We start from the raw sequence: 25,740 nt of genomic DNA on the forward strand, positions 1-25,740 counted from the left end.
TACTAAAGCAAGCGTTAAGTTGTACATTAATTCCATATAAGTCCCTTACCGATTATCAATTTTTTCCGGATACATATCATGATTCATTAAACGATGATTTGCCATTTCTTCGTATTTGGTTCCGGATTTCCCATAGTTACACCACGGGTCAATTGAAATGCCTCCACGGGGCGTAAATTTCCCCCAAACCTCTATATACCTTGGATCCAATAATTTAATTAAATCATTCATAATAATATTGACACAGTCTTCATGAAAGTCCCCATGATTACGGAAGCTGAATAAATATAATTTCAATGATTTGCTCTCCACAATTTTCTCATTTGGTATATAAGAGATATACATCGTCGCAAAGTCCGGCTGGTTTGTTATTGGACAAAGACTGGTGAACTCCGGACAATTGAATTTTACAAAATAGTCACGATCTGAATGCAGATTATCAACCGATTCCAGAACTTCGGGTGCATAATCAAATGAGTAATTTACTTCCTGATTTCCAAGCAAAGTTAAATCCTTTAATCCTTCTTTATCAATACGGCCAGACATATAAAAATCCCCCTAATATAAAATGTTTGCTCACGTTTTACGGGGATTGGTCTCCCCCTAAGCTTAACAAAACAACGGATCAATAAAAAAAGCCACATCCGATATGGACATGGCATTATAGTCAAGTATCCATAGTTTTTTATAGAGGGTATCAGCTATGAACCTCTTCCGCAAACGTATACTATATAACAACTATCATACCACAAATCACACCCAAAAAGGAAGCACGGGGACGGTTCTCTTGCTTCCTATATTTTGAATTGTATAGGAGGATAGTTACATAAGAAACAATAAAATGGTAATATTTACATTTTCGAACCTCTTTTTTATTTGCTACAATTATCACTAAAGTAATCACGTACATAGATTAAGGAGACAAATAAATGAACTACTTAGAAATCGCAAAAGAACATAAACTTAATCTTATTGAAGTAAGCATACTTGTTCAACTACAACAGAGATACCCAGCAGCAGTATCCATGGAGGAACTGACAACCGATGAAAAGGTATATCGGCAAGTCATGAAAAACGTCAATACATTAGTAAAAAAAGATATTGTAGAAAAGGATGAGCATAAATACAGACTGAAGAAATAAAACTTTTGCTGAGTTGTTACCAAACCTCACTTCAAAAATCTAATTCCAATTTTAGATCATACAGCTACTTAATAATGGCTAGGCAAATACGCCTAGCCATTATTAATATCGCCAAACATAAAAAAAGCCTGTAGCTCCAAAAAAAAGAGTACAGACCTTTGTAATAGTATGATTCCGATTGGGCTCGAACCAACGACCTCTACCCTGTCAAGGTAGCGCTCTCCCAGCTGAGCTACGGAATCGAATATAATGGATAATTAAAACTATAACTTCCTTGAATCAAACTGTCAATATTAAATCTTCAATATTTTGGACAGGAATGGATATTTCATGAATAATGAAGGATAAATATTATTATCAGATTGTATATTATGCTTTAGAAATTTTTATTCGCAGTTATGGCACTTCAATTGCTATCATCATTCTTCTATCTAAGAGAGTAGAAATTGTGTATACTTAATTGATGTAAAATCAAGGAGGAAACATTTGTGATCATCGCGATCATCCTATTATTATTCGTTTCATCTTTCTTTTCAGGAAGTGAAACCGCACTAACGGCAACAAATAAAATGAGGTTACAAACCAAGGCTAACAATGGAGATAAAAAATCTGCAAAGTTGTTAAAACTGGTATCGAAGCCGAGTGAATTTATTACATCCATTTTAATTGGAAATAATATAGCAAACATTGTATTACCGACACTTGTTACCACACTGGCTTTTCAGTATGGTATCGATGTAGCTCTGGCAACCGCTGTTTTGACTATCATCATCATTATCTTTTCTGAGGTAATTCCGAAATCGATTGCTGCAGCTTTTCCTAATAAGATTGCATATCTTGTTTATCCAATTATACGAGTTGCTATCTTTATTTTGAAACCGATAACGATTGTTTTGAATTGGTTAACTGGAGTGATTACCAAGACGCTTTCAAAAGGACAAACGAGCACGGTATCCATTTCGAAAGAAGATTTCCATGCAATGATTGACATTGCCGGCTTAGAGGGAACTTTCCGAAAAGAAGAAACTTTTCGTATTAAAGGTGTACTTGACTTTCAGAATCTAAATGTAAAAGATGTTCTACAAACACCAAGGAGAGAAATTATTTCTCTGCCAAGTACAGCTACATATGATGAAGTCAGGGAAATTGTCATGCATCATCCGTTCACAAGATATCCTGTTCACAGAAAGAATATTGATAACATCATTGCTGTATTTCATTCCAAGTATTTAATACAATGGTCTACAGAACCCGAAAAATCACTTAAAACTTTCAGTGATAACGATCCGCTTCTTTTATATGAGTTTCATTCCATGGAATGGGTTTTAAAGAAAATGACAATTGACCAAAAGCATATGGCTATCGTGTTGGATGAATACGGTGGAACAGAAGGTATATTAACGCATGAAAATGTAATTGAAGCAATGATTGGACTGGAAATTGAAGATGAAATAGATATTGAGATTGATCAGATGGTTGATAAGCTAACAGAAACAGAAATTATATGTGAAGGTAAAATTACGTTGCACCGTCTAAACACCATTTTTCATATAGATTTGCCCGAAGAAGAAGATGTGCTCGCAGGATATTTATTAAAGGAATTTAATGATTTCCCTGAAAAGGAAGAAACGATTGAGAGAGAGAATTTGACTTTTAAAATAATGGAACTAGAAGGTAGAACCATTCGGAAAGTGCAGATTATTAAATAAACCTGAAACTCACCTATTCAAGGGGTGAGTTTCTTTTATTTTCTGAGTGGGAAAATCTTGCTATCTACTCCCAAATACACTTCGATACACGAAATAGAATACTGGATAAAATCCCGGGATGCCCTTATAATAGTAGAAAATTGTCTGTATCTGAGAATGGGGGTCGATCGTTTTTGAGAAATGTCTTTTCCTTTTTAAAACCCTATAAACTCCAGGCTGTTATAGCCTTTTTACTGATGCTTGTAGAACTGTCGGTGGAATTACTTCTTCCCTTGTTTCTAGGGTTGATGATAGATCAGGGAGTGATGAACAAGGATATTAATAATATTGTTATGTGGGGAAGCATCATGATTGGCCTCGCATTTGTTTCCTTAATTGCTGGTGTATTAAATTCATTTTTCTCCTCGCATGTAAGTTTCGCGTTCGGGTATGATATTCGTCAGAAGTTATTTGAAAAGATCCAGGAATTTTCCTTCGCCAACTTAAATCAGTATCCAACTTCAGGACTGGTAACTAGATTTACCAATGATATTAGGCAAATTCAGAATACGGTATTTATGGCGTTACGTATTATGGCAAAATCGCCACTGACAGTAGTTGGTGGCGTCATCATGGCCTTTGTGGTTAATGCAAGCTTGGCAGTAGTCTTTCTAGTAACGGTACCACTGCTCGTCTTGTTTTTATTATGGGTCCTTAAAATTGCCAGTAAACTTTTTACCAAAGTCCAGGGAAAAGTTGATGATGTGAACCGAGTCATGCAGGAGAATCTTGCAGGGATGCGCTTGATTAAGGCGTTTACAAGACGTGATTATGAAGCGACTCGTTTTACGGAAGCAAATGCCGGCTTGGCAGACACAACCCGTAAAACATTCCGTTTTGTAGAATCCTCGACACCTGTTCTACTCTTTGTGATGAATATGAGTATTATTTTCATTATCTGGTTTGGAAATACCCAATCGATCTCCGGGCAAGCAAATGTTGGTGAAGTTGTTACAATGGTGAATTATGCGCTTCGTGTTGCCATGGCCATTTCCATGTTTTCCTTTATTATAATGGCCCTTTCCAGAACAAAGGCATCGGCATATCGTGTTGATGAAGTGCTATCACTTGATGTAGACCTATTGGATAACCTGGAAGCAGATCAGGAAATGGCAGTTAAAAATGGTAAAGTTAAATACAAAAATGTATCCTTCCATTATCCAGGAGCTGACAACCCGACATTAAAGGATATTTCATTCACTGTTAACGGTGGAGAAAAACTTGCAGTTATTGGTGCGACAGGTTCTGGTAAAACGTCGATGTTCCAACTTATGCCACGTTTGTATGATGTCGATAACGGGGAAATATTCGTGGACGACCAACCAATTACTTCTTATTCATTTGAACAGATTCGAGGGAGTATTGGCTATGTTCCGCAAAGCCCTCTCTTATTCTCCGGTACAATAACAGATAATATTGCATGGGGTAAAAAAGATGCGATGACCGAAGAGATTATTCAAGCTGCAAAGGATGCCCAAATTCACGAGACCATTATGGATCTGCCCAATCAGTATGAAACAAGAGTTGGCCAAAAGGGTGTTAACTTATCTGGTGGGCAGAAACAGCGTATATCCATCGCCCGTGCATTAATCAGAAAACCGAAAATTTTAATGTTGGACGATAGTACAAGTGCACTTGATTTAGCTACAGAATCACGATTACTCGATGCGCTTGAAAAATACAACTGTACCATTTTTATTATTACGCAAAAAGTTTCCACAGCAAGTAGTGCCAATCGAATTTTACTTCTCGATGAAGGTGAAATTCTTAATATTGGTACACATGATGAATTACTAAAAACGTCACAACTCTATAAAACGATTGTTGAATCCCAATTCGGAAAGGAGTATGAACATGTCAAATAGTTCCTTAAAAGCTCCTTTTCAATATGAAAGAATTCCAATTGAGAATATAACAACAGATAATAAGAAAAAAGCCAAAAATATGGGTGCGACACTAAAACGGATATGGAATTATTTAGCAGTGGAAAAAGCAAAGCTCACGCTTGTCATCCTCATGGTAATGGCTAGCTCCGGTTTAGCTCTTCTCGGTCCTTTCTTAGTCGGTATGGCCATTGATGATTTTATCGTAATGCAACAAACCGCAGGCCTTGGCATGCTATTAATCAGTTTAATCGTTATCTATTTATTTCATTCTCTATCGATTTTCTTGCAGAACTTTTGGATGATTGGCATTGCCCAAAATACGGTATACACGTTACGTAAGGATCTGTTTAAACAATTCCATCGTTTGCCAATTTCCTATTTTGATAAGCGGCAGCATGGTGAACTGATGAGCCGATTAACCAATGATATTGATAATGTCAATAATACATTGAATCAATCCGTTATACAGATTTTTTCCAGTGTCCTCACCTTGGTTGGGACAATTGCTGTCATGCTTTATTTAAGTCCTATCCTGACTGTAGTAACAATGTCCGTCGTTCCGGTTATGTTCTTTGCGATGAAGTGGATTACGAAACGTACGGGTCCATTATATAAATTGCAGCAAAGGAAGTTAGGGGAAGTCAACGGTTATGTGGAAGAAATAGTTTCAGGTCAGCATGTAGTTAAAACCTATTCACAGGAAGATAAGGTTATTGGACAGTTTGAACAACGAAATAACGAACTGAAGAATACCGGTTTCTGGGCACTTGCCATTTCTGGTTTAATTCCAAAGGTCATGAATATGTTAAACTTCCTTAGTTTTGGATTAATTGCATTAGTTGGTGGTATTCTCGTCATTGTCTACGATCAGCAGCTGGTCACTGTTGGTACGATCGTTATTTTCACCGAATATGCCCGTCAGTTCACTCGTCCGCTTAATGAATTATCCAATCAGTTTAATGTCCTCTTGTCAGCAATTGCTGGTGCAGAGCGCGTATTTAATGTCATGGATGAGACACAGGAAGAAATAGACGAAACGAAAGCAATTGAGATTTCCAGTACAAATGGGAATATTAAATTTGAAGATGTTTCATTCGGTTACGAGGAGACGAAAATACTGAATAATATCAGTTTTGAAGCGCAAACCGGTGAGACGGTTGCTTTTGTTGGTCATACAGGAGCAGGTAAAACAACAATCATCAACTTGATCTCCCGCTTTTATAATTACGATGAGGGGAAAATCACCTTAGATGGGGTTGATATAAAAGATATTAAGCGTAGCAGCCTTCGTCAGCAAATGGCCTTTGTTTTACAGGACTCCTTCCTTTTTCATGGAACGATCTGGGATAATATCCGGTATGGTCGATTGGAAGCGACGGATAAAGAAGTTGAAAATGCCGCAAAGGATGCCAATGCACATGACTTCATTGTGAAGTTGCCTAATGGGTATGACACGATCCTTGATCAGGATGGCAGTGGTATCAGTCAGGGTCAGAAACAATTGCTTACAATTGCCAGAGCGTTGCTAGCAGAGCCTTCCATTCTCATTCTGGATGAAGCAACAAGTAATATTGATACGATTACTGAATTGAAAATCCAGGATGCATTAGAACGACTGATGGCTGGTAGAACAAGTTTTGTCATTGCCCACCGGTTAAATACCATCCAGGAAGCAAATACAATCATTATGCTCGAACATGGAGAAATCATAGAAAAAGGCAACCATGAACAACTCATTAAACAAAAAGGCCAATACTACCAACTCTATAAAGGCCAACTGAATTAAGCTGCCACTATGGTGCCTGTCACTTCCCGGATTTTGTCATATTTTGTCGACCTATACTACCCTTCCCCATTCTTGTCGAGCGTGACAGGCATAACTTTTTAATGATAGACTAAGGGTAAGCATGTACACAGATAATCAAAATGAGGTGGATACGTTTGGGCAGAAAAGGTACGATGGTAGAGAAAGAAATCGAAAGTAAATACTTACAGGAAACAATGACTTTAAAGATATATCAGCCAGAGGCATTCTCCCCTCTGTATAAATATAATATCTGTATGATGCAAGATGGAAATGACTACTTTCAAATGGGAAGGGTTGCTACATTAAGCGACAAACTTCATGACAGTCACGAAATAACGAATACGGTATTTGCGGGTATTCATTACCAGGATAAACATGACCGTCGAAAAAAATATCATCCGAGTGGGGAACAAAATGAAGCCTATACGAAATTTCTCGTTAATGAAGTCGTACCTTTATTGGATGAACTCATTCCAACCTATCATATGGGACAATCAAGAGCGTTAATGGGAGACTCCCTGGCAGGCACATTAGCATTGATGACTGCAATCAAATACCCAAACACGTTTGGTAAAGTCATTATGCAATCCCCTTACGTTGACGAGAAAGTATTAAATTTGGTCAAAAACAACACGGACAATCTGCACGCCATTGATATTTACCACACCATTGGCGAACAGGAAACCAAAGTAAATATGACGGATGGAAATACAGCTGATTTTCTCAAGCCTAACCGTGAGTTAAATGACCTTTTGAATGCAAAAGGTTCTACGTATCATTATTATGAAATAGAATCCGGAGAGCATACTTGGAAATATTGGCAAAAAGATATGCCCTGTGTATTAACAACGATGTTTAATTAATTTTTTTCTAATACAATTTTTGCTATACTGATTGTAAATCATATCCTATTTTACAGGAGGTTTTCTCATGAATTATGGTATTGCTATTTTCCCATCGAAACCAATTCAGGATCAGGCAAATGCATTCAGAAAACGTTATGACCCACACTACTCATGGATTCCGCCCCATATTACACTGAAGGAGAAATTTGAGGCAGACGATAATAAACTTAATGAATTAATTTCTGAGCTCAAGACCATTGCAAACTCGATAGAACCATTCACGATCAATATTGATAAAGTTCGATCATTTGCGCCGATAACGAATACGATCTATTTCAAGGTAGAACCGATTCAGGTTTTGCTCGATTTACACGAAAAAATGAATACAGGTAAATTTAAGGACACAAATAAGCATCCATTCGTTCCACATATAACAATTGCACAGGATCTTTTGGATGATGAGTATTCAGATGTTTTCGGCAGATTGGAAATGGAAGAATTTCATCTTGAAGATCAAGTAGATCGCTTCCAATTGCTATATCAGCTTGACAACGGTTCCTGGACCGTTTATGAAACATTTGTATTTGGAAAGGAATAAATAAGCTATGAACACGAAGAAAGTAAACACGAGAGAAGAACTTGAACACGCATATAAAGTAAGAATGAAAGTATTCGTCGAAGAACAAAACGTCCCCCCGGAAGAAGAACTGGATGAGCATGATGCATCGGCAACACACTTCTTAACTTATGATAATAATCATCCTATTGCTGCAAGCCGCCTCCGTTTTGTTGACGAATACGGAAAGCTTGAGCGAATTTGCGTGCTCAAAGATTACCGCGGGAAATCCTACGGTAAACAAATCATTCTTGAAATGGAGAAAGTCATTACAGAAAAAGGTTATAAAAAAGCAAAACTAAATGCACAGACGCATGCAGAAGCGTTTTATAAAAAACTAGGGTATGAAACAGTATCAGACGAGTTTCTTGATGCAGGAATACCACATGTAACAATGATTAAAAAACTATAAGAACAAAAGTGTGCCATCCTATGTGGCGCGCTTTTTTCTTGCCCTTCCATTTCATTTCAATCAATTTACAACCATCTTCATACATGTTTCTAGAAATCTCGGTTACCCTAAAACTTGAATGTAAATTGTAAGGGGACTGGATCATATGTCTGGATATTTGTCGATGTTTTTTGAAACAATTTTTGGCTTTTTTGCTTTATTTTTAATCACAAAAATTTTGGGGAAATCACAAATCAATCAGATTACTCCTTTTGATTTTATTTCTGCCTTATTATTGGGAGAACTCGTAGGGAATGCATTATTCGATGAGAAAGCTGGTATTCCTGAAATTGCTTTCGTAGTTGCTGTATATGGAACATTATTATACGGTACGGAAATCATTACTCAGAAATTTAAAGGTACACGACATTTAATTGAAGGCAATCCAGCAATTGTTATTTATAACGGGAAGCTTATTCGTGATACGATGAAAAAAAACAAACTCGATTTAAATCAACTTCAACATTTGCTCCGCACAAAAGATATATTCTCTTTACAGGAAGTTGAATTTGGAATTTTAGAAGCAAATGGAACCATTTCTGTGATGAAAAAATCTGACTATCAGACGCCGAGTAGAAAAGATATGAAGCTCTCTCCACATGATGTAAGTTTACCGACAACATTAGTCAATGATGGCGAGATTATTTACGATAATCTGAAAGAGAAAAATCTTACAGAGGAATGGTTGATCGAAAAATTAAAGGAACAAGGTTACGACCATCTTGAGGAAATTTTTTATGTGGAATACGTAAAGAACACGGATCTGTTGGTGCACCCCATCCTAAATAGAAATCATCAAAAATGGGACTTGGATTAAAACATGTTGGCATGAAAAAAACACTCATTACTTAAAATGAGTGTTTTTTAGTTTTGATTAAACAAAGTCACTAAAATGCCTCCCCTTACCCGTCAACAATCCGATTAATTCTTCTGATGCATTCCGAGGTTGTAATTTTTGGTCGGTGCTTCTATTTAATGCGTCATACTTGCTTGAGAATTCCTGATGCTGTCTATCCAGAACCACTTTAAATGGCCCTTCAATAAAATGATTATTTTTCTGTTGTTGCACAACTCGTTTTTGATAATCATTATATTGATAATGGTCTACAGGCAATATATACCCCATTCTCCTCACCCCTATCAGATTATTCAAAATATAATACGTATAAATATATCATTTTATGGCTGTTGTTTTGTGGCTTATCTACTTCTATACCCCTATTTTTATTAAAATAACCGTTATTTCAAATATTTTTGAGCTTCTATATATTATATGTGACTGTCTTTTCGATTCTCCTTACCCTTGATTAGGGCTAAAAACATACATATGCCCACACCATCCAAGACATGACACATATCCTATAAGGAAAGTAAAATCATTTTTTGAAAGGAGTTATTTTTCATGGGTTGTGGAAAAAAATTCGATACAGGTAACTGTGTAGCAGATATTTTAAAAGACATCGTAGAAGCACAAAATGATATCGTGGAAAATTGCTGTGACACGAGTTGTGAGCAGTCAATCAGTGAGTTACTTGGTGAGACTGACGCGGTTAATGGTTTAGATACAGTACCAGTTATTTTATATTGCAAAGACTGTAAACCGTTTAAAGGATTCGGTGCTCCAAGACACAACGGTGGTATTGGTGAAATCGTTGCAAGCTTTATATTCAGAGTTAAAAAAGTAGACGATGATAACTGTGCGGTTCTTGAATTACTGTTGAAAGACGGCGAAACTTGTGGGCATGATCATCTTAAAGATCCTACAGACCAAGACACGCATAACTTGGAAGCTACTGGAATCTGCCTAACTGTTGATCTTGATTGCTTCTGTCATGTAACTTGTCTTCCAGCAATTAGTGCATTCAACAACTAATAAGCAAATTAAAAACACCATTGAAGGAGAAATACTCCTCAATGGTGCTTTTCTTTAGGCTATTTCTAGCAGATTAATACTTTTGCCACAAAATCTATAAACTGTAAGAACTTACCTTAAAAGCCAAGTAGTTGCACATCACTTATTTCATCCATTGCAATTTGTACAGCTGTTTTTCGGTTCGTTGGTTTTATAAATACATTATTCTCCTCAAAGCCTGTTACAATTCCCCGATAGTTTTTCCCATTTGACTTTATTTCACATCTTACCTGTGGTGCAAAATCCGGACGGTTTAAAAAATAATTAATCTTTTCGGGAATATCCATTTCCTTAAAGTTCTTTCTTTTAGGTGCTTCTTCTTTATCTTTCACCTGATGAGGTTCTTCCGTTTTTAATTCCTTTTGAAAAGAAGTTTGCCGTCTGTTCACTTTTTTGGGTACCGTCACCACCTCATCTGCGGTAGAACGTTCTTGCTTAGCCTTTTTCCTGCTGCTCAAATAACTATGTTGCATCGGAGCCTGTGCATTCCCAATATTCGGTTGATGAATATAAAGCAGCGGATCATTGGCGTATTTTTTTTTCTCACGCATGTATAAATCTCTCCTTCCTTCTTTCCTCAACCCATTATATGAACCCATTAAATAAAATGTTATGATTACTTAACTTATCTGGTAGCAAAAAAGCACCTTTTCCAATCTGGAAAGATGCCCCCTTCGTCAAAATTATACCAAATATCCCATAAACGTTGTTGCCAATCCAAAGTAAATTAAGATGGAGATAATATCATTGATCGTTGTAATAAATGGTCCGGATGCTACTGCCGGGTCGATATGGAGTCTATGCATCATCATAGGAATTAATGCTCCTGCAAGGGTGGCTACTACCAACGAAGCCATGATCGAAAAACCGACCAGCAAGCCGAGAAAGAGATTTCCCTGCCATACATAAATAACAATGGCGATCAGTACACCACATATACTGCCAGTGATTAGCCCGGTAGCCGCTTCACGCATAATTAACTTCATTTTCCCCTGATTCCCGTACTCCCCTGTTGCAAGCCCTCTAACTGCAACCGCCAATGCCTGGGTACCCGTATTTCCTGCCATCCCTGCGATTAAAGGAATGAAGATAGCAAGTACTGCGACCTGGTTCAATGTAGCTTCAAATCTTCCAATCAAACTGGCAGTGAAAAGTCCTAGAAACAATAATATAATAAGCCATGGGAGTCTTTTCTTCGCTGATGTAAATGCCGAGTCATCTTTTCTGTCTGTATCGGACATCGCAGCTAATCTCGTGTAATCCTCACTTGCCTCTTCTTCCATAACATCCAAAATATCATCGACTGTAATAATCCCTAATAGATGATCTTGAAAATCCACAACAGGTAATGCAAGAAAGTCATAATCTCTGAACATTTGAGCGACATCTTCCTGATTTTTGGCAACAGAAACAGCGACGACCTGGGAACTCATGATTTCATTAATAATGACGTCATCATCGGCAACAATTAAGTCCCTGATCGATACTACTCCAACAAGACGTTTATCCTCATCAAGTACGAATAAGTAATAAATCGTTTCAGCGTCCGGCGCTTCTTTTTTGAGCAGCTGCATTGTTTCTCTCACTGTCTGATCTTTAAAAATCGCGACATACTCGGTAGTCATAATACTACCAGCTGTTTTCTCCTCATAATGAAGCAATTGTTTTATTTCATCAGCAGCTTCTTTATCCATAATGGTTAAGAAACTGGCCACTTGTTCTTTATCCAATTCATTTAAAACATCCACCGCATCATCGGCAGGCATTTCCGAAAAGACCATTGCTGCATAGCGTGGATCCATTTCGGTGAAAAAATCGGCTACATCATCCAATTCAATATTGATCATCACTTCAGACATTTCTTCAGGTGATAAATAACTATATATACTTTCTCTTTTTGGTTTTTCCTGTTCTTTGAAAAACATTGCTTGATCATATGGATGCATTTCCAGAAAATCTACCCTGAAATCTTCCATATTTTCTTCGTTTAAAGATGTTTGGACAATTTGAAAAAGTTCTTTATATTTCTCTTCGTATTGTTCATCATAGCTGTCTTGCTTCATTCTCTTTCCCCTACTTTCTTCTTTGGCATATACAACAATGCTCCTACATATTTTCCCTTCATGTCGCTATTTCAAACGAATTTCATTTTCTCTCATTGTAAAATAAAATAATATCCTGTAAATTGGATAACAATATTGATATATATTATGTGGAGATTGTTTGCTTTTCTACCGGAACTATAATAAATAAAATCGAATCAGAATGCAACTGAACGAAAGGGGTTATCGTATGAAAATGGATGTGATTGGGGATATTCATGGTTGCGTGGATGAACTTCATGAACTGTTTTTGGAATTGGGATACATGCTTGAACAGGATAGTTATATTCATCCAGAGGGAAGAATCCCTGCTTTCGTTGGCGATATTACGGACCGTGGCCCTGACTCATTGGCTGTTATCAGGCTTGTATATAACATGGTTGTGAACCGGCAAAAAGCTTATTATGTACCGGGTAATCACTGCAATAAATTATATCGCTTTTTCCTTGGTAATAAAGTTCAGGAGAAACACGGACTGGAAACAACCGCTGCCGAATACCGTGCATTGAATACGCGGGATCAGAAGTTTATTAGTAAACAGTTTATCACATTGTACGAACAGGCTCCCCTTTACCAGCATGTTCCCGAACTGAATGTTATTGTAGCACATGCTGGAATTAAAGAAAATCTGATTGGACGTACGGACAAAAAAGTAAAAACGTTCGTATTGTATGGAGATATTTCAGGAGAGTTTGATACTGATGGGCGACCGATTCGGGGAGACTGGGCAAAGCACTATCATGGAGAAACTTGGATTGTATATGGACATACCCCAGTAAAAGAGCCAAGAATGGTCAATAAAACCATTAATATTGATACAGGTTGTGTATTTGGAAATCAATTGACAGCATTCCGTCTACCAGAGGAGAAAACAGTGACCGTTCCATCGAAACAGCCACTTCTGGAAGAGAAATTTAATGATTTCCCCTAAACTTAACACGTGATACCGCGTCTTGCATATCTTTTGGTAGATCTGTTTGGAGTTGGATTCTTTGCTTTGTTATCGGATGCTCGAAGCTGAGCTCACAGCAATGCAAGGCTTGTCTTGTCATTAACGTTAAAGAACCTCCATACAGGTCATCCCCTACCAATGGATGCCCCAAATAGGAAAAATGCACCCGAATCTGATGGGTTCTACCTGTTTCCAATTCAATAGCAACTACGGTATGGTCGCCAATACCTTTTTGTTTCGAGTAATGGGTTACGGCTTGTTTACCCGTTTCATTTACTTCCCGTTCAATTATCGACCCTGGTTTCCTGGCGATGGGCTCATTGATCGTCCCGGATTCCGTATTCAACATACCTTCCACGATCGCCGTATACGTACGTTTTACTTTTCCGGATTTCTGAGAAACAGCAAGTAGTGAATGACTGTATCTGTCTTTCGCAATTAAGACCAATCCGGAAGTATCCGCATCTAGTCTCGTAACTACATGAACGGTATTAGATTCGTTATGATGATGCTCATAATGAGCAAGCAACCCATTGGCCATTGTGCCGGATAAATGATTTTGAGAAGGCATCGTCGCCATTCCTGCAGGTTTATCCAGAACAATAACGGCATCATCTTCATATACAATATTCAAATTCATTTTCTCACGCTTTAGCGCCCCACTAACCTTCTCTTTCGGAAACTCAATCTCTAGTACATCGCCCTCAACCAATTCATAGCGGACATTCTGTTTGATTCCATTCACTTGAATACTTCCACCATCATGTTTTACTGCGATAATGATTCGTCTCGAAAAACCGTGAACATTTTGCAGATATTCCCGGATAATCATTCCTGTATGCTGCTTATCGATTACCCATTTCATCATGATAACTCCTTACATTCTACCTGTCTTCTTCTGCTACGAAGGAATCACGTACCCTGTTCCAGAAAGGAAACTGACGGAATCGGGCAAAACGAACCCTTTCTTGTGCCACACGGCATTGGATTGATTTTACATTTTGATAATTTTTCGTAAAATGATCAATTTGAATTAGAAAACTACTATCCACCATTGGCTTAAGAAAACACGTATGATGCTTTGGCAAAATTAATGGGGAACCAATTGTACGGAATACCCGATTATTAATCGATGCATTTTCCGTTATTTGGATTGCCTCCAGTGATGGATGGAGAATCGCCCCGCCTAGAGCTTTGTTATACGCTGTACTACCAGACGGTGTCGAGATACAGATACCATCTCCACGGAACGTTTCAAAATGCTCTCCCTTGATCTCTACATCAAAAACCACAGAAGACCCATCAGCAGTCTTTATCATCGCTTCATTCAAAGCAAGATAACGATCTTCTTTTCCGCCTGTTTTTGCGCGGATAATAACTTCTAGCAAAGGATATTCCACCGTTTGGAAAGGTGTTTTTGCGATTTCGATGATTAATTTCTCCACTTCATCCGGTGTCCAATCTGTATAGAATCCTAAATGCCCCGTATGTACACCGATAAAGGCAGTTGATTCCAAGCGATGAACATATCGGTGGAATGCTTCAAGAAAAGTCCCGTCACCGCCTACAGAGATAACAAGATCAGGTTCCTCTCGATCGTATATTAGATCGAAATCGGATAAATAATGCTTCATCGTTGCTTTAATCTTATTTGAACGTTCATCACCTTTTGAAACAATTTTAAACTTCATCTATGATCTCTCCCCTAACAATACAATTCTATTTCCGACGAAAAATTCGTTGTGCTTCCTGTATTTCACTTCTTATTTTGGACATCTCCTCGTCCAGCTTAAAAGCCGCTTCAGATGCTCGCTGAAGTCTAGATTGAACTTGTACTGGTAATTTGCCTTCGTATTTATAATTTAATGAGTGCTCATTCGTTGCCCAGAAGTTCATGGCCAATGTACGTATCTGTATCTCTGCCAAAATAATCTTTTTACCGTGTATCGTTTCTACCGGGTATTCTATGATCATATGATAAGAACGGTATCCACTGTCTTTTTTATTTGCAATGTAGTCTTTTTCTTCAATAATGGAAAAATCACTGCGACTATGCAACATGTCCACGATGGTATAAATATCATCAACGAATTGACAAACAACGCGAACCCCTGCAAGATCTTGTATTTCCGACTCAATTGCATCCGTTGCAATATTTCTTAATTCTGCTTTTTCAATAATGCTTTGAATCGGCTTTACACGTCCAGTAACAAATTCAATTGGCGAATGACTGGACTCGAATTCAAATTGCAATCGCATTCCCCTCAGTTTTACTTTTAATTCCTCAACAGCTTGTTTATAAGGTGCAAGGATAGCTTCCCAATTCATTTAAATCATCCTTATATTTTTCAAATAGTAACCATCCCTATTTTACCATATAGGATGAAAATGGCTAATCTTTGCATTGACGTTATTATTTAGCCATAATAAATAATAACCTATTTTTTCAACTTGGGGGACATAAAAAATGACACAAGAAATAGAAATTGAATATAAGAACTTATTAACGAAAGCTGAATTTGAACGATTGCTTTATAGTCTTCCCTTTCCACTTTCCGGAATAAAACAAACAAACCATTACTTTGAAACGAAAGATTTCTTACTCAAAGAAAATGGCTGTGCATTAAGAATAAGGGAAAAGGAAGGAAAATATCAATTAACTCTAAAAGAACCACATCCGGAAGGGCTGTTGGAAACACATGATTGGCTAACAGATCAAGAGGCAAACAGCTGGCTCGACGGTCATATCATCCCAAAAGAAAATACAGAAAAACAGCTGCTAGAAAAAGGCATTGCCTTAAAAAAACTTGTTTATTGTGGACAGCTAACTACCGTACGTAGAGAAATACAGTACCTGGATGTATTACTTGTGTTGGATAACAGCACCTATCACGATCAAGAAGATTTTGAATTTGAACTGGAAGCAAAAACTAGGGAAACCGGACTCCAAATGTTTCAACATATATTATCGGAACATCATATACAAAATAGAGAAACACCAAATAAAATTGAGAGATTTTTCTATTCCATGAAAGATTAGGTATAATTAACTATACCTTCCTAAATCAGATTTGTTGCCCTAGCATCCATCCGTTGCTACAATATAATGAAGGAGAGTTGTTATGGAACAGATTACACATGGAACAATTTACGAAGCCATTGGCGGATTCGATACAATAGACAAACTCGTACATGCATTTTATAAACGAGTTGGAAATCACCCAAAATTAATCCCTATTTTCCCAGAAGATCTTACAGAAACGGCTCGTAAACAGAGCCTGTTTTTAACCCAATTTTTGGGTGGTCCAAGACTCTATGAAGAAGAACGTGGTCACCCAATGATGAGAAGGCGACATTTGCCGTTTGAAATTACGCCATCAAGAAGAGATGCCTGGCTTGCATGTATGGCAGAAGCATTAATTGAAGCCGAAATTGAAGAACCCTATCGCACAGCTATATTTGAAAAATTGACCCTTACTGCAAACCACATGATGAACACGCCGGAATAGGAGAAAGGAGAATTCGATGTGAGTTGGAATCAAACTGGGCTGACAAGCTCAAATCACACAAACACATCGGCCAATTATAGCTATATTGATTATGTACAAAAACCGATAGAGATTTATGTATTTATTGACCCACTTTGCGCAGAGTGCTGGTCACTTGAACCTTATTTGAAAAAGCTGTCTGTTGAATATGGGCGATTTTTCACCATACGTCAAATTGTCAGCGGACACTTAACTTCATTAAATACAGATGCATTTGATAAACCGAGAAAATTGAAAGAAATTTGGGAAAAGACAGCAAAACGCACAGGAATGAGCTGTGACGGAGATTTATGGGTAGATAATCCTGTCACCTATCCATGGATCGCATCACTTGCAATCAAAGCTGCGGAACTGCAGGGTAAAAAGGCTGGAAAATTATTTTATCGTAAACTACAGGAAAATTTATTCCTAAAAAAACAGGATATCTCTACAGAAGAGGTACTCACTCAATGTGCACAGGAAGCTAAACTGGATATTGAAGAATTTGAAAAAGATCTTTTCTCACCATCTGCCCAAAAGGCTCTCCAATGTGATCTAAAATTGACCAGGGAAATGGATGTTGACTATATCCCAACTATTGTCTTTTTTAATCAAATTATTGAAGAAGAAGGAATTAAAATTTCCGGACTTTATCCGTACGATATATATGAACTTGTTTTAAAAGAGATGTTGCAGCGCACACCAATCCCTTCTGTAAAACCACCATTAGAACAATTCCTGGAGCATTATGAAATTGTGGCGACAAAGGAAATTTCAGTCGTATATGACTGGTCACTTACAAAAACAGAAAAAGAGATGAAAAAACTTCAATTCCAGCAAATCGTCGAAAGGATCCCAGCAAAATATGGATCATTCTGGAAATATATAAGTTAATTAAAGCCTTCAGGAGGGCTTATTTTTTTTGAATTTTTGGATTCACTTCACTATGTGGTGAGAATCGAGCCGGTTTTCTAAAGATTGGTTGGTGATTATAAGTAAGAATACTTATATCAAAGAGTATAAAAAAGACAAAAAGAAAGGATATACGGGGCAGCGTATATCCTTATTCCGTCTTTGTATATATACAAAGGGGGATGGGAGAAAGTTTCATGATCAAACAAAAGGGGTTTTTGTTTGTATTTAACTTACACTATTATAATAGCAAGAATATCTTATCTTTTCAAGAGTTATGTGCATACATTCACAAAAAGTTCACTTCTAATACGCAGTTTATTAACATATATTAGCTATTAATAGCGGTGATGATAGTCTAGAGGTTGGAGTTGGGTGGTGGATTGAAGGCAGGCGATTGATTTGTTACTGCTCGGATAAGAGGCAACTGCTTAAGGATTGGGATTCCGTAGTTCCAGGCTGTTTTTCCCGCGGATATTATTATATTTCTGCGAATTCAAGTGGTTTTCTTTATTTAACCGTGATTCTAGAGTTTATTATCTTATACTGGAGTGATTTCAATGCGTGATTTTTATCCTGTATTTTTTCTGATACTGACTTTTGTTGCATTTTTCCTAAATATACTTGGATTAATGAAACTCATTCCGCTTTATATTACGTTGCCATTGTTTTTTGTATCCATCTATCTAACCTTATACTCCATGACAAACCGAAAGGTCTACAGAAGATCAAGATAGGGGAACCGGATTACTCCGGCTCCCCTATCTTTTATTAGCACTGCTTTTATTTATCCTAATAATAATTTTTCCATTTCATTTAACTTTTCTTCAAATACATCGAGTGCATCTAGAATCGGTTGTTTGGATGTCATGTCGACGCCAGCTTTTTTCAGGACTTCTATCGGATAGTCACTGCTTCCAGATTTCAGGAAGTCAAGATAACTTTCTATCGATCCTTCGTTGTCTTCAAGAATGTTATTTGCAAGTGCAGTTGCAGCCGAATATCCGGTTGCATACTGATACACATAGTAATTGTAGTAGAAATGAGGGATTCTTGCCCACTCCAGTCCAATCTCTTCATCTGAAACAACAGCATCTCCGAAATATTTTTTGTTCAGCTCGTAATAAACTTCTGTCAGCTTATCCGCTGTCAATGCTTCGCCATTTTGAGCTCTAACATGAATATCATGTTCAAATTCAGCAAACATTGTTTGACGGAAGACCGTTCCACGGAAACCTTCCAGAAAATGATTTAAGATATAAAGTTTCTGTTTCTCATCATCCAGATTTTTCAGCAGGTAATCATTTAACAATGCTTCATTTGTAGTTGAAGCAACTTCTGCTACAAAGATCGAGTAATTCCCATATCGGTAAGGCTGATGTTTTCTTGTATAATAACTGTGAACAGAGTGCCCTAATTCATGTGCCAATGTAAATGTATTATTAACATTATCTTGCCAGTTCATAAGGATATATGGGTTTGTGCCGTATGCACCAGATGAATAAGCTCCACTGCGCTTCCCTTTGTTTTCTTCCACATCAATCCAGCGGTTTTCAAAGCCTTCTTGAAGAATTTCTGCATAGTCACTTCCCAATGGTGCTAAACCTTTTGTAACATGCTCTTTAGCTTCTTCATAAGTTACCTTCATTTCAACGTCTTTTACAAGCGGCGTGTAAAGGTCATACATATGAAGTTCATCAACACCCAACACTTTTTTGCGCAACTCTGTATATCTGTGAAGTAACGGTAATTTTTCATTTACTGCTTCCACCAAATTATCGTAAACCTGTTCAGGAATATTATTATTATCCAATGCAGATTGGCGGGCAGATTCATAATTGCGGATTTTTGCATCGAAATTATGTGCTTTTACATTACCTGTCAATGTCGAAGCAAATGTATTTTTAAATTTACCATATGTTTCATACATAGCTTTGAAAGCATCTTCCCTCACACGACGGTCTTTTGATTCTAGGAACGTGGAGTATCTTCCATGTGTCAAATCCACTTCTTCTCCATCTTCATTCTTAACGGACGGGAAAGTCAAGTCTGCATTATTCAGCATACCGAATGTTTGTGCAGAACTTCCCATTGGTTCAGAAGCTTCAGCAAGCAGGGATTCTTCTTTTTCGCTCAACACATGTGGACGCTGGCGATTGATTTCATCCAAAACTTTTTTATACATTTGCAACGCTTCTTTTTCTTTCAAAAAGCTTTTGATTTTGTCTTCATCCATACGAAGTACTTCCGGCACAATATAGCTCATTGAACTACCCGCCGATGTTAGAACCATTTCAGCTTGTGAGTTTAACCCTTGGTAATGGGAATTCGTTGTATCCTGATCATATCGCATATGTGAATATGTATATAACCTACCGAGACGTTCCGAAAGCTCATCCTGAAGCTTTAGCAATTCATATAAGCTATCGGCGGATTCGGATAACTTCCCTTTGTATTGTTCTACTTTTGGAATATCCTGTTGTAATTTCTTTAATTCCTCTACCCATGCTTCATCTGTTGTGAAGATATCTTCCAATCTCCAAGTGGAATACAATGGTACCTCACTTCGTTTAGGTAATTCCTTTGTTGATTTTGTCATGAAAAATTCCTCCTTTATCTCTATATACTATTATTTCTAGATTTCTGTAAAAATTCCTTTAAAATACAGCGTATATATTTAGTATAACGAAATACTTTGGATTCATGCTTGTATTTTGCCCAAGTTTTGGAAAGTTAATTTTCCAAGAAGCTGTTCATCACCTTTTATTGCATCTTCAACATTTTTATAAAAATGGAATTGTCGCTTTTTTTGATAGATGCCAGTAGAGACGCTTTGTACGTAATTTAGTTGTTCCAATAGATTCAAATATTGTTCTATGGGATTTGTACTTGTAGCAATCAGCGGGAATGCAGCATTGCTAATGATCTGATTTTTTAATAAATGTATGCACAGATCGATACTAAATGTTGCATCAATAGGCAAAGGAACAATGATTTCTAGAACGATTTTACTCTGCCAATTCCATAATGGGGATTTCATGAGATGTTGAGAGTGAACTGGAAGATGAATTGCAGATGGTATAATCTGAGGATGGAGCCCTTTATAATATAACCATTTACTCCAGGTGAGTTCATCACCATATAACTTATTTCTTGGTCTCAACCTGAATTGTCGCTTCTCTTTCAACCATAACTTTAATTTTTCCTTAGCCGAGAATATATTCAAGTGAAATAAATCAGGAAATTTCATTTTATGAAGTGCTGTGACAGTTATCTTGCCAACAGCCGTCGTATTTTTGACTATAAAAATATCTTGAATCGTTGAAAACTGCGAAGTGTAGGGGTGAAAGTAATATAATACCGATGGAGTTTCTGAAGTGTGCTGGTGGATGAATTGCCTTGTGAATTGATCCAATTTGAAGCTATTTGCACTGTAACGTCTAAAGTGATTCGCACCGACAATCCAAATCGGAAAAATCCCGGCGGCTTTATACCCTCTGTTCCGTTTTTGTATTTCTTCCGTCGCTATTCGTGCACATTGATATTCGATAGCAATTTGCTTGTTATTTACAGATAACAGGATATCTGGCCGTTGCTGAATTTCCCGTAAATATGCTTCAAGTCTGACGTCCATGTTATGTCTTCTGAGCCATTCATATAGCTGCAATTTCCCATGCTCATGTTCTATGCCTTCTCCTCCTTCACGTGAGAGGCAATCTAAGCTTGATTGATGAGCAAAATGCGCAATCATTTGATTTCCTGCCTTTATAATTACAGGACTTTTACATACAGGACAATAAAATCTTTCTCCTCCCTTTCTAAGATTCTGAACAACTTCACGTTTCATTGTGGCAAGCGTGATATACCTTCCATTTTTATTTACTGCTTGCAGCATAATAACCACCTCCGTCTACATAAGTTATTCGACAGAAATATATAAAATCCTGCAAAAAAAATAGACATTCTTTTCTAGAATGTCTACACTTCAACCGGAAAATAGGTTCTCACTTGTGAAAATGTATCTGTTTCGAAGATTTTCTTGCCGTATTCTTCTAACAGATGAACCGATACATCAGAATCATTAGCAAATTCAAGCACCTGGCTGATTACATCTTCCTGCTTATGATCATCAAGCACATCGTGAGAAAATTCCATATACAAATAGTACGTTTCCTTATAATGGTATAGCGTCTCTTCTCCATAGTCAGATAGTTCGTGGAAATAGTGACTTAGTTGAATCACATCTTCAAAGTCTTGGAATTCAACAATAACCCACAAGTTATCATCATCTAACATTTCATTATCATCACTCTCAGCAGCAACATTTTTACCAAATTTGTCTTCGAGTAAACTTTCGATTTTCTCATCAACTGGGAGTTCAAGACTATTACCGTCCTCTGTATCCAGTTCAAGATTTTCTCCGTTTTTCGATACCTTCGCTTTTGTAACTACTATTTCCAGCCCCTTATCCATTGCCTGAACCTGAATCCATAAAGGGCCATCCGGATTAAAATCTTCTTTATAATTAACTTCGTCCATCATTTGCCAGAAAAGTTGTTCACTGCGTTCACGATTATACCAGATTTCTTCACGTTCAAAACCGAGATCTTCTATATCCATATACGAAATATAAAATTTAATTGTATTTTCATTAATTCTTTCTATTTCCATTTTTAATTCTCTCCCTTCAAATTAAAAAATAGCTGTTTCGTCCTTCCAAGCATCTCTTGACGTTATTTTTAAGGAAAAACAGTTTAGATGGAAGAGACAACTTCACCATTATTATCTGTTAAAAACAGTATCTCTTTATAGTTATTTCTTACCCTTAATCATATAACTCTAACCATCTCTACTTATCTTCTTACCACTATTGTATGATAGTGTACTGCACCTTGGAAATTAATATGCCTATAAAAGTGGATTAAAAAATCACCTTTTTTTTCTTACGAATATATAGGAAGAGTTAGTAAGATATTGTAAACCATTCCCACGGATTTGTCACCCTAAAAATCTAATATAATAAATGGAAATCTATTTACAAAAAAAGGAAAAGACGCAGTTCCATTAGGAACATGCGTCTTATTATGTTAATTTTAGATACGTTTTCAAAGAAACGGTTAGTTAACCATCCTTTGAGCTTCGCGCAACTGAAAAGTACGTACAGTTCTAGGTAGAAATCTGCGAATCTCATCTTCGTTATAACCAACTTGCAGACGTTTCTCATCCAAAATAATTGGACGTCTAAGTAACCCTGGATTCTTTTGAATCAGACTGAACAGATCTTTCATCGGTAATTGTTCAATATTGACATCCAGTTTTTGGAAAACCTTTGATCTTGTTGAAATGATCTCATCCGTACCATCTTCAGTCATACGCAATATTTCTTTAATTTCGTCAAGTGTCAATGGTTCCGAGAAAATATTACGCTCTGTAAACGGAATGTCGTGTTCTTCCAACCATGCTTTTGCCTTCCTGCAAGAAGTACAACTAGGTGAGGTATAAAGTGTTACCATGGAACTTCACTCCTCATTTTTTAAGTGTGTTATGTTGATTTTAGAGCACCTCATTTAGCTTATTAAATTAAAATAAGTTTAAATTACCCATATGTATAATTATACTACATTTGTCAATCAAAAGGTAGAGGATATTCTAGAATAATAAGGTAATTTAATAATTTTTTATATATCTTATCACCATTTACTATGTAAGATACCCCACTTTAATTTCAATTAAACCTTCTAAATGAAAAAAATCCGAAGAAAAAATCGTCCACCTTTGTAAACGTTTACTTCTGAATTTTCTAAAAATATGCAAAAAAAGCTTGCAAATAATTAAATTAACTATTATGATAATTAACATAACTAAAGATGTTAGGAAAACTAACATGAATGAAAGGGTGGAATATTAATGAAAAAGATTGAGGCAATTATCCGACCGGAGAAATTCCAGACATTAAGAAATAATCTTTCTGCAATCGGAATTGGCGGTCTAACAGTAACTGAAGTAGCTGGTACAGGAAAGCAAAAAGGACAAACAGGTGTTTACCGATCCACCGAATTCCATATCCAACTACTTCCTAAGCTAAAAGTAGAAATGGTCGTGGAAGATACGAGGTTGGATGAAATTATCGATATCATCATCGAAAGTTGTAAAACAGGTAATATCGGGGATGGAAAAATATTTGTTTATCCTATTGAAGAAACAATTCGTATTCGAACTGGAGAACGTGGAATGGAAGCAGTTTTATAAAAAATTGAGGGGGAAATTTTTATGTTAAAGAAAAGTTTATTGATATTCTTCGTTATGTCCCTTATTGCGACACCTGTTTATGCTGCTGCACCGACAGTAGAATCGTTGGAACTATCCATTAATATGGTATGGGTGATGCTTGGAGCAGTGCTCGTATTCTTTATGCATGCTGGATTTGCTATGGTAGAATCAGGTTTCACAAGGTCGAAAAATACACTTAATATTTTAATGAAAAATTTTATAACAATTAGTCTGGCAGCATTGCTCTTCTTTATTGTTGGGTATGGAATTATGTTCGGAACTTCTGCTGGCTCATTTGTCGGTGTTGATGGTTTCCTTCTTAGCGGAGTGGAGGACATCGGATTCTTTGTCTTTCAGGCAATGTTTGTAGCTACTTGTGCGACAATTATCTCTGGTGCTGTTGCAGAGAGAATTAAATTAGGCAGCTACGTACTAATTGTTGCAGCAATGACTGCTGTTATTTATCCATTCGTTGGACATTGGATTTGGCAAGGCGATGGTTGGTTAACCGCTATCGGTTTCAGTGACTTTGCAGGATCAACTGTCGTGCATTTAACTGGTGCTATTGGAGCAGTTATGGTCGTTCTAATTCTTGGACCTCGCCTTGGTAAGTACAACGGCAAAAAAGTTAACGTTATCCAAGGGCATAACATTCCACTAGGTGCACTTGGTGTATTCATTCTATGGTTAGGTTGGTTCGGGTTTAATGGTGGTAGTACACTTGCTGCTAATCCTTCACTTGTACCGATGGTTATCGGAACAACTTTACTTTCCACATCAGCTGCACTAATTTCTTCAGCCTTGTATACAAAGCTGCGTTTTAAAAAAGTTGATGCTTCTTTATCCATGAACGGTGTTCTAGGTGGACTCGTCGGTATTACCGCAGGATGTGCAGAAATCTCACTTGGGGGATCAATTATAGTCGGACTTATTTCTGGTGTCGTGTTGGTTGAAGGCATTCGTTTCTTAGACACAAAATTAAGAATTGATGATCCAGTAGGTGCTATCGCAGTACACGGAATTTGTGGTATTTGGGGAACATTAGCGGTTGGATTATTCTCTACTTCAACAGGATTGTTTTATGGTAATGGTTTATCCCAATTAGGTATACAGGCTACAGGGGTAATTGCAATAATTGCGTGGGTTTCTCTTACTATCGGAAGTTTCACTTACCTACTTAATAAAGTCTCTCCGATACGTGTATCTGAAGAAGAAGAAATTTCAGGTTTGGACTTTGCAGAGCATGGATCAAATGCATACAACTTCAAAGATAGCCTATTGGATAGTGACGACATGACAACTTCAAGAAGTATTCCGTTAGCTGATCGTTTAAATAGTGACATTCCATTGGTTAATGCTAAGAAAACTTCTTAATGTAATCTAACCTGGGTAGAAATAAGGCTGTTTTCATAATGTTTATTGCTTTTTAAGCATTGCAGAGTTGAGATAAAATGCGAAGTAGTATAAGTAACTTCGGCGACCGCTCTGGGAAATACACTGCGCTTTCCACGGGCGGCTGGTGAGCCCCTTCATGCTGACGCATTTCAGTGTCTCACCTATGCCTCTCTTC

Annotated in this window: 27 protein-coding genes, 1 tRNA gene and 1 riboswitch; of the genes, 16 read left to right on the plus strand and 12 right to left on the minus strand. The window is 37.1% G+C overall.

Annotated elements, in window-relative coordinates:
- Positions 1-45: 45 nt before the first annotated feature.
- Positions 46-546 carry a preQ(1) synthase gene (gene queF, locus ACHABU_RS10510; RefSeq protein WP_435764790.1) on the minus strand — a complete coding sequence of 167 codons (501 nt, stop codon included), beginning with the start codon at positions 544-546 and terminating at the stop codon, positions 46-48.
- A gap of 125 nt (positions 547-671) precedes the next feature.
- Positions 672-718, minus strand: a riboswitch (PreQ1 riboswitch).
- A 211-nt stretch (positions 719-929) separates the two neighbouring features.
- On the opposite strand from queF, the gene ACHABU_RS10515 reads away from it, so the two are divergent.
- Positions 930-1,142, plus strand: coding sequence for a hypothetical protein (locus tag ACHABU_RS10515; protein ID WP_435764791.1), 213 nt, complete (start codon positions 930-932; stop codon positions 1,140-1,142).
- Between the two features lie 169 nt (positions 1,143-1,311).
- Here ACHABU_RS10515 and ACHABU_RS10520 read toward each other — a convergent pair.
- A tRNA-Val gene (locus ACHABU_RS10520) sits at positions 1,312-1,384 on the minus strand.
- Positions 1,385-1,630: 246 nt separating this feature from the next.
- On the opposite strand from ACHABU_RS10520, the gene ACHABU_RS10525 reads away from it, so the two are divergent.
- From ACHABU_RS10525 to ACHABU_RS10555, 7 genes are all read left to right on the plus strand, one after another.
- Positions 1,631-2,851, plus strand: coding sequence for a hemolysin family protein (locus tag ACHABU_RS10525; RefSeq protein ID WP_435764792.1), 1,221 nt, complete (start codon positions 1,631-1,633; stop codon positions 2,849-2,851).
- A gap of 173 nt (positions 2,852-3,024) precedes the next feature.
- On the plus strand, positions 3,025-4,755 hold the full coding sequence (locus tag ACHABU_RS10530; protein ID WP_435764793.1) for an ABC transporter ATP-binding protein: 1,731 nt from the start codon (positions 3,025-3,027) through the stop codon (positions 4,753-4,755).
- Positions 4,745-6,562 carry an ABC transporter ATP-binding protein gene (locus ACHABU_RS10535; RefSeq protein WP_435764794.1) on the plus strand — a complete coding sequence of 606 codons (1,818 nt, stop codon included), beginning with the start codon at positions 4,745-4,747 and terminating at the stop codon, positions 6,560-6,562. The genes ACHABU_RS10530 and ACHABU_RS10535 overlap by 11 nt, the downstream gene beginning before the upstream one ends.
- A 155-nt stretch (positions 6,563-6,717) precedes the next feature.
- On the plus strand, positions 6,718-7,446 hold the full coding sequence (locus ACHABU_RS10540) for an alpha/beta hydrolase (RefSeq protein ID WP_435764796.1): 729 nt from the start codon (positions 6,718-6,720) through the stop codon (positions 7,444-7,446).
- Between the two features lie 67 nt (positions 7,447-7,513).
- Complete coding sequence (locus ACHABU_RS10545) at positions 7,514-8,026, plus strand: YjcG family protein (protein WP_435764798.1); 513 nt, start codon at positions 7,514-7,516, stop codon at positions 8,024-8,026.
- A gap of 7 nt (positions 8,027-8,033) precedes the next feature.
- Positions 8,034-8,456 carry a GNAT family N-acetyltransferase gene (locus ACHABU_RS10550; protein WP_435764799.1) on the plus strand — a complete coding sequence of 141 codons (423 nt, stop codon included), beginning with the start codon at positions 8,034-8,036 and terminating at the stop codon, positions 8,454-8,456.
- 145 nt (positions 8,457-8,601) lie between these two features.
- Complete coding sequence (locus ACHABU_RS10555; RefSeq protein ID WP_435764800.1) at positions 8,602-9,312, plus strand: YetF domain-containing protein; 711 nt, start codon at positions 8,602-8,604, stop codon at positions 9,310-9,312.
- A 57-nt stretch (positions 9,313-9,369) separates the two neighbouring features.
- Here the strand turns inward: ACHABU_RS10555 and ACHABU_RS10560 are convergent, their stop codons facing one another.
- Positions 9,370-9,621: a hypothetical protein gene (locus ACHABU_RS10560; RefSeq protein WP_435764801.1), complete on the minus strand. Its 252-nt coding sequence runs from the start codon at positions 9,619-9,621 to the stop codon at positions 9,370-9,372.
- 276 nt (positions 9,622-9,897) lie between these two features.
- On the opposite strand from ACHABU_RS10560, the gene ACHABU_RS10565 reads away from it, so the two are divergent.
- Positions 9,898-10,368 (plus strand): CotY/CotZ family spore coat protein, encoded by a 471-nt coding sequence (locus tag ACHABU_RS10565; RefSeq protein WP_435764802.1) that lies wholly within the window; start codon positions 9,898-9,900, stop codon positions 10,366-10,368.
- Positions 10,369-10,484: 116 nt separating this feature from the next.
- Here ACHABU_RS10565 and ACHABU_RS10570 read toward each other — a convergent pair whose 3' ends face one another.
- Both ACHABU_RS10570 and mgtE read right to left on the minus strand, forming a co-directional pair.
- Positions 10,485-10,958 carry a CotO family spore coat protein gene (locus ACHABU_RS10570; RefSeq protein ID WP_435764803.1) on the minus strand — a complete coding sequence of 158 codons (474 nt, stop codon included), beginning with the start codon at positions 10,956-10,958 and terminating at the stop codon, positions 10,485-10,487.
- Between the two features lie 132 nt (positions 10,959-11,090).
- Positions 11,091-12,470, minus strand: a complete 1,380-nt coding sequence (mgtE, locus tag ACHABU_RS10575; RefSeq protein ID WP_435764804.1) for a magnesium transporter — start codon at positions 12,468-12,470, stop codon at positions 11,091-11,093.
- Between the two features lie 229 nt (positions 12,471-12,699).
- Here mgtE and prpE point away from each other — a divergent pair, with 229 nt between their 5' ends.
- Entirely contained in the window at positions 12,700-13,440 is a 741-nt protein-coding gene (gene prpE / locus ACHABU_RS10580) for a bis(5'-nucleosyl)-tetraphosphatase PrpE (protein WP_435764805.1), read from the plus strand.
- Here the strand turns inward: prpE and ACHABU_RS10585 are convergent.
- The 3 genes from ACHABU_RS10585 to ACHABU_RS10595 are packed head-to-tail and all read right to left on the minus strand — an operon-like array spanning position 13,424 to position 15,789.
- Positions 13,424-14,326, minus strand: a complete 903-nt coding sequence (locus ACHABU_RS10585; RefSeq protein WP_435764807.1) for an RluA family pseudouridine synthase — start codon at positions 14,324-14,326, stop codon at positions 13,424-13,426. The genes prpE and ACHABU_RS10585 overlap by 17 nt on opposite strands.
- 19 nt (positions 14,327-14,345) lie before the next feature.
- The gene (locus ACHABU_RS10590; RefSeq protein WP_435764808.1) at positions 14,346-15,152 is read right to left on the minus strand and encodes an NAD kinase; all 807 of its coding nucleotides are present in this window, start codon (positions 15,150-15,152) and stop codon (positions 14,346-14,348) included.
- A gap of 28 nt (positions 15,153-15,180) precedes the next feature.
- The gene (locus ACHABU_RS10595) at positions 15,181-15,789 is read right to left on the minus strand and encodes a GTP pyrophosphokinase (protein WP_435764809.1); all 609 of its coding nucleotides are present in this window, start codon (positions 15,787-15,789) and stop codon (positions 15,181-15,183) included.
- Positions 15,790-15,928: 139 nt separating this feature from the next.
- Here ACHABU_RS10595 and ACHABU_RS10600 point away from each other — a divergent pair, with 139 nt between their 5' ends.
- The 4 genes from ACHABU_RS10600 (at position 15,929) to ACHABU_RS10615 (ending at position 18,637) form a co-directional block, all read left to right on the plus strand.
- The gene (locus ACHABU_RS10600; RefSeq protein WP_435764810.1) at positions 15,929-16,501 is read left to right on the plus strand and encodes a CYTH domain-containing protein; all 573 of its coding nucleotides are present in this window, start codon (positions 15,929-15,931) and stop codon (positions 16,499-16,501) included.
- Positions 16,502-16,583: 82 nt separating this feature from the next.
- Positions 16,584-16,970 carry a globin gene (locus ACHABU_RS10605; protein WP_435764811.1) on the plus strand — a complete coding sequence of 129 codons (387 nt, stop codon included), beginning with the start codon at positions 16,584-16,586 and terminating at the stop codon, positions 16,968-16,970.
- Positions 16,971-16,988: 18 nt separating this feature from the next.
- Positions 16,989-17,882: a ClpXP adapter SpxH family protein gene (locus ACHABU_RS10610; protein ID WP_435764812.1), complete on the plus strand. Its 894-nt coding sequence runs from the start codon at positions 16,989-16,991 to the stop codon at positions 17,880-17,882.
- Between the two features lie 578 nt (positions 17,883-18,460).
- On the plus strand, positions 18,461-18,637 hold the full coding sequence (locus ACHABU_RS10615) for a hypothetical protein (protein ID WP_435764813.1): 177 nt from the start codon (positions 18,461-18,463) through the stop codon (positions 18,635-18,637).
- Positions 18,638-18,687: 50 nt separating this feature from the next.
- On the opposite strand, the gene pepF is transcribed toward ACHABU_RS10615, so the two are convergent.
- The 4 genes from pepF to spxA form a co-directional block, all read right to left on the minus strand.
- Entirely contained in the window at positions 18,688-20,499 is a 1,812-nt protein-coding gene (gene pepF, locus ACHABU_RS10620) for an oligoendopeptidase F (RefSeq protein WP_435764814.1), read from the minus strand.
- A 102-nt stretch (positions 20,500-20,601) separates the two neighbouring features.
- Entirely contained in the window at positions 20,602-21,795 is a 1,194-nt protein-coding gene (locus ACHABU_RS10625) for a competence protein CoiA (protein WP_435764815.1), read from the minus strand.
- A gap of 83 nt (positions 21,796-21,878) precedes the next feature.
- Positions 21,879-22,571, minus strand: coding sequence for an adaptor protein MecA (mecA, locus tag ACHABU_RS10630; RefSeq protein ID WP_435764816.1), 693 nt, complete (start codon positions 22,569-22,571; stop codon positions 21,879-21,881).
- 446 nt (positions 22,572-23,017) lie between these two features.
- The gene (spxA, locus tag ACHABU_RS10635; RefSeq protein ID WP_087973298.1) at positions 23,018-23,413 is read right to left on the minus strand and encodes a transcriptional regulator SpxA; all 396 of its coding nucleotides are present in this window, start codon (positions 23,411-23,413) and stop codon (positions 23,018-23,020) included.
- A 394-nt stretch (positions 23,414-23,807) separates the two neighbouring features.
- Here spxA and ACHABU_RS10640 point away from each other — a divergent pair, with 394 nt between their 5' ends.
- Positions 23,808-24,149, plus strand: coding sequence for a P-II family nitrogen regulator (locus ACHABU_RS10640; protein ID WP_435764818.1), 342 nt, complete (start codon positions 23,808-23,810; stop codon positions 24,147-24,149).
- Positions 24,150-24,170: 21 nt separating this feature from the next.
- A complete protein-coding gene (locus ACHABU_RS10645; RefSeq protein WP_435764819.1) occupies positions 24,171-25,544 on the plus strand; it encodes an ammonium transporter in 1,374 nt (457 codons plus the stop codon).
- Positions 25,545-25,740 lie beyond the last annotated feature (196 nt).

Origin of the sequence: Oceanobacillus sp. CF4.6 (assembly GCF_051262635.1) — a bacterium.
GTDB lineage: Bacteria > Bacillota > Bacilli > Bacillales > Amphibacillaceae > Oceanobacillus.

Coding starts and splice junctions, on each gene's coding strand:
- queF (WP_435764790.1), bottom strand. CDS start 546: ATGTCTGGCCGTATTGATAAAGAAGGATTAAAGGATTTAACTTTGCTT.
- ACHABU_RS10515 (WP_435764791.1), top strand. CDS start 930: ATGAACTACTTAGAAATCGCAAAAGAACATAAACTTAATCTTATTGAA.
- ACHABU_RS10535 (WP_435764794.1), top strand. CDS start 4,745: ATGTCAAATAGTTCCTTAAAAGCTCCTTTTCAATATGAAAGAATTCCA.
- ACHABU_RS10545 (WP_435764798.1), top strand. CDS start 7,514: ATGAATTATGGTATTGCTATTTTCCCATCGAAACCAATTCAGGATCAG.
- ACHABU_RS10550 (WP_435764799.1), top strand. CDS start 8,034: ATGAACACGAAGAAAGTAAACACGAGAGAAGAACTTGAACACGCATAT.
- ACHABU_RS10555 (WP_435764800.1), top strand. CDS start 8,602: ATGTCTGGATATTTGTCGATGTTTTTTGAAACAATTTTTGGCTTTTTT.
- ACHABU_RS10560 (WP_435764801.1), bottom strand. CDS start 9,621: ATGGGGTATATATTGCCTGTAGACCATTATCAATATAATGATTATCAA.
- ACHABU_RS10565 (WP_435764802.1), top strand. CDS start 9,898: ATGGGTTGTGGAAAAAAATTCGATACAGGTAACTGTGTAGCAGATATT.
- ACHABU_RS10570 (WP_435764803.1), bottom strand. CDS start 10,958: ATGCGTGAGAAAAAAAAATACGCCAATGATCCGCTGCTTTATATTCAT.
- mgtE (WP_435764804.1), bottom strand. CDS start 12,470: ATGAAGCAAGACAGCTATGATGAACAATACGAAGAGAAATATAAAGAA.
- prpE (WP_435764805.1), top strand. CDS start 12,700: ATGAAAATGGATGTGATTGGGGATATTCATGGTTGCGTGGATGAACTT.
- ACHABU_RS10585 (WP_435764807.1), bottom strand. CDS start 14,326: ATGAAATGGGTAATCGATAAGCAGCATACAGGAATGATTATCCGGGAA.
- ACHABU_RS10590 (WP_435764808.1), bottom strand. CDS start 15,152: ATGAAGTTTAAAATTGTTTCAAAAGGTGATGAACGTTCAAATAAGATT.
- ACHABU_RS10595 (WP_435764809.1), bottom strand. CDS start 15,789: ATGAATTGGGAAGCTATCCTTGCACCTTATAAACAAGCTGTTGAGGAA.
- ACHABU_RS10600 (WP_435764810.1), top strand. CDS start 15,929: ATGACACAAGAAATAGAAATTGAATATAAGAACTTATTAACGAAAGCT.
- ACHABU_RS10605 (WP_435764811.1), top strand. CDS start 16,584: ATGGAACAGATTACACATGGAACAATTTACGAAGCCATTGGCGGATTC.
- ACHABU_RS10615 (WP_435764813.1), top strand. CDS start 18,461: ATGCGTGATTTTTATCCTGTATTTTTTCTGATACTGACTTTTGTTGCA.
- pepF (WP_435764814.1), bottom strand. CDS start 20,499: ATGACAAAATCAACAAAGGAATTACCTAAACGAAGTGAGGTACCATTG.
- ACHABU_RS10625 (WP_435764815.1), bottom strand. CDS start 21,795: ATGCTGCAAGCAGTAAATAAAAATGGAAGGTATATCACGCTTGCCACA.
- mecA (WP_435764816.1), bottom strand. CDS start 22,571: ATGGAAATAGAAAGAATTAATGAAAATACAATTAAATTTTATATTTCG.
- spxA (WP_087973298.1), bottom strand. CDS start 23,413: ATGGTAACACTTTATACCTCACCTAGTTGTACTTCTTGCAGGAAGGCA.
- ACHABU_RS10640 (WP_435764818.1), top strand. CDS start 23,808: ATGAAAAAGATTGAGGCAATTATCCGACCGGAGAAATTCCAGACATTA.
- ACHABU_RS10645 (WP_435764819.1), top strand. CDS start 24,171: ATGTTAAAGAAAAGTTTATTGATATTCTTCGTTATGTCCCTTATTGCG.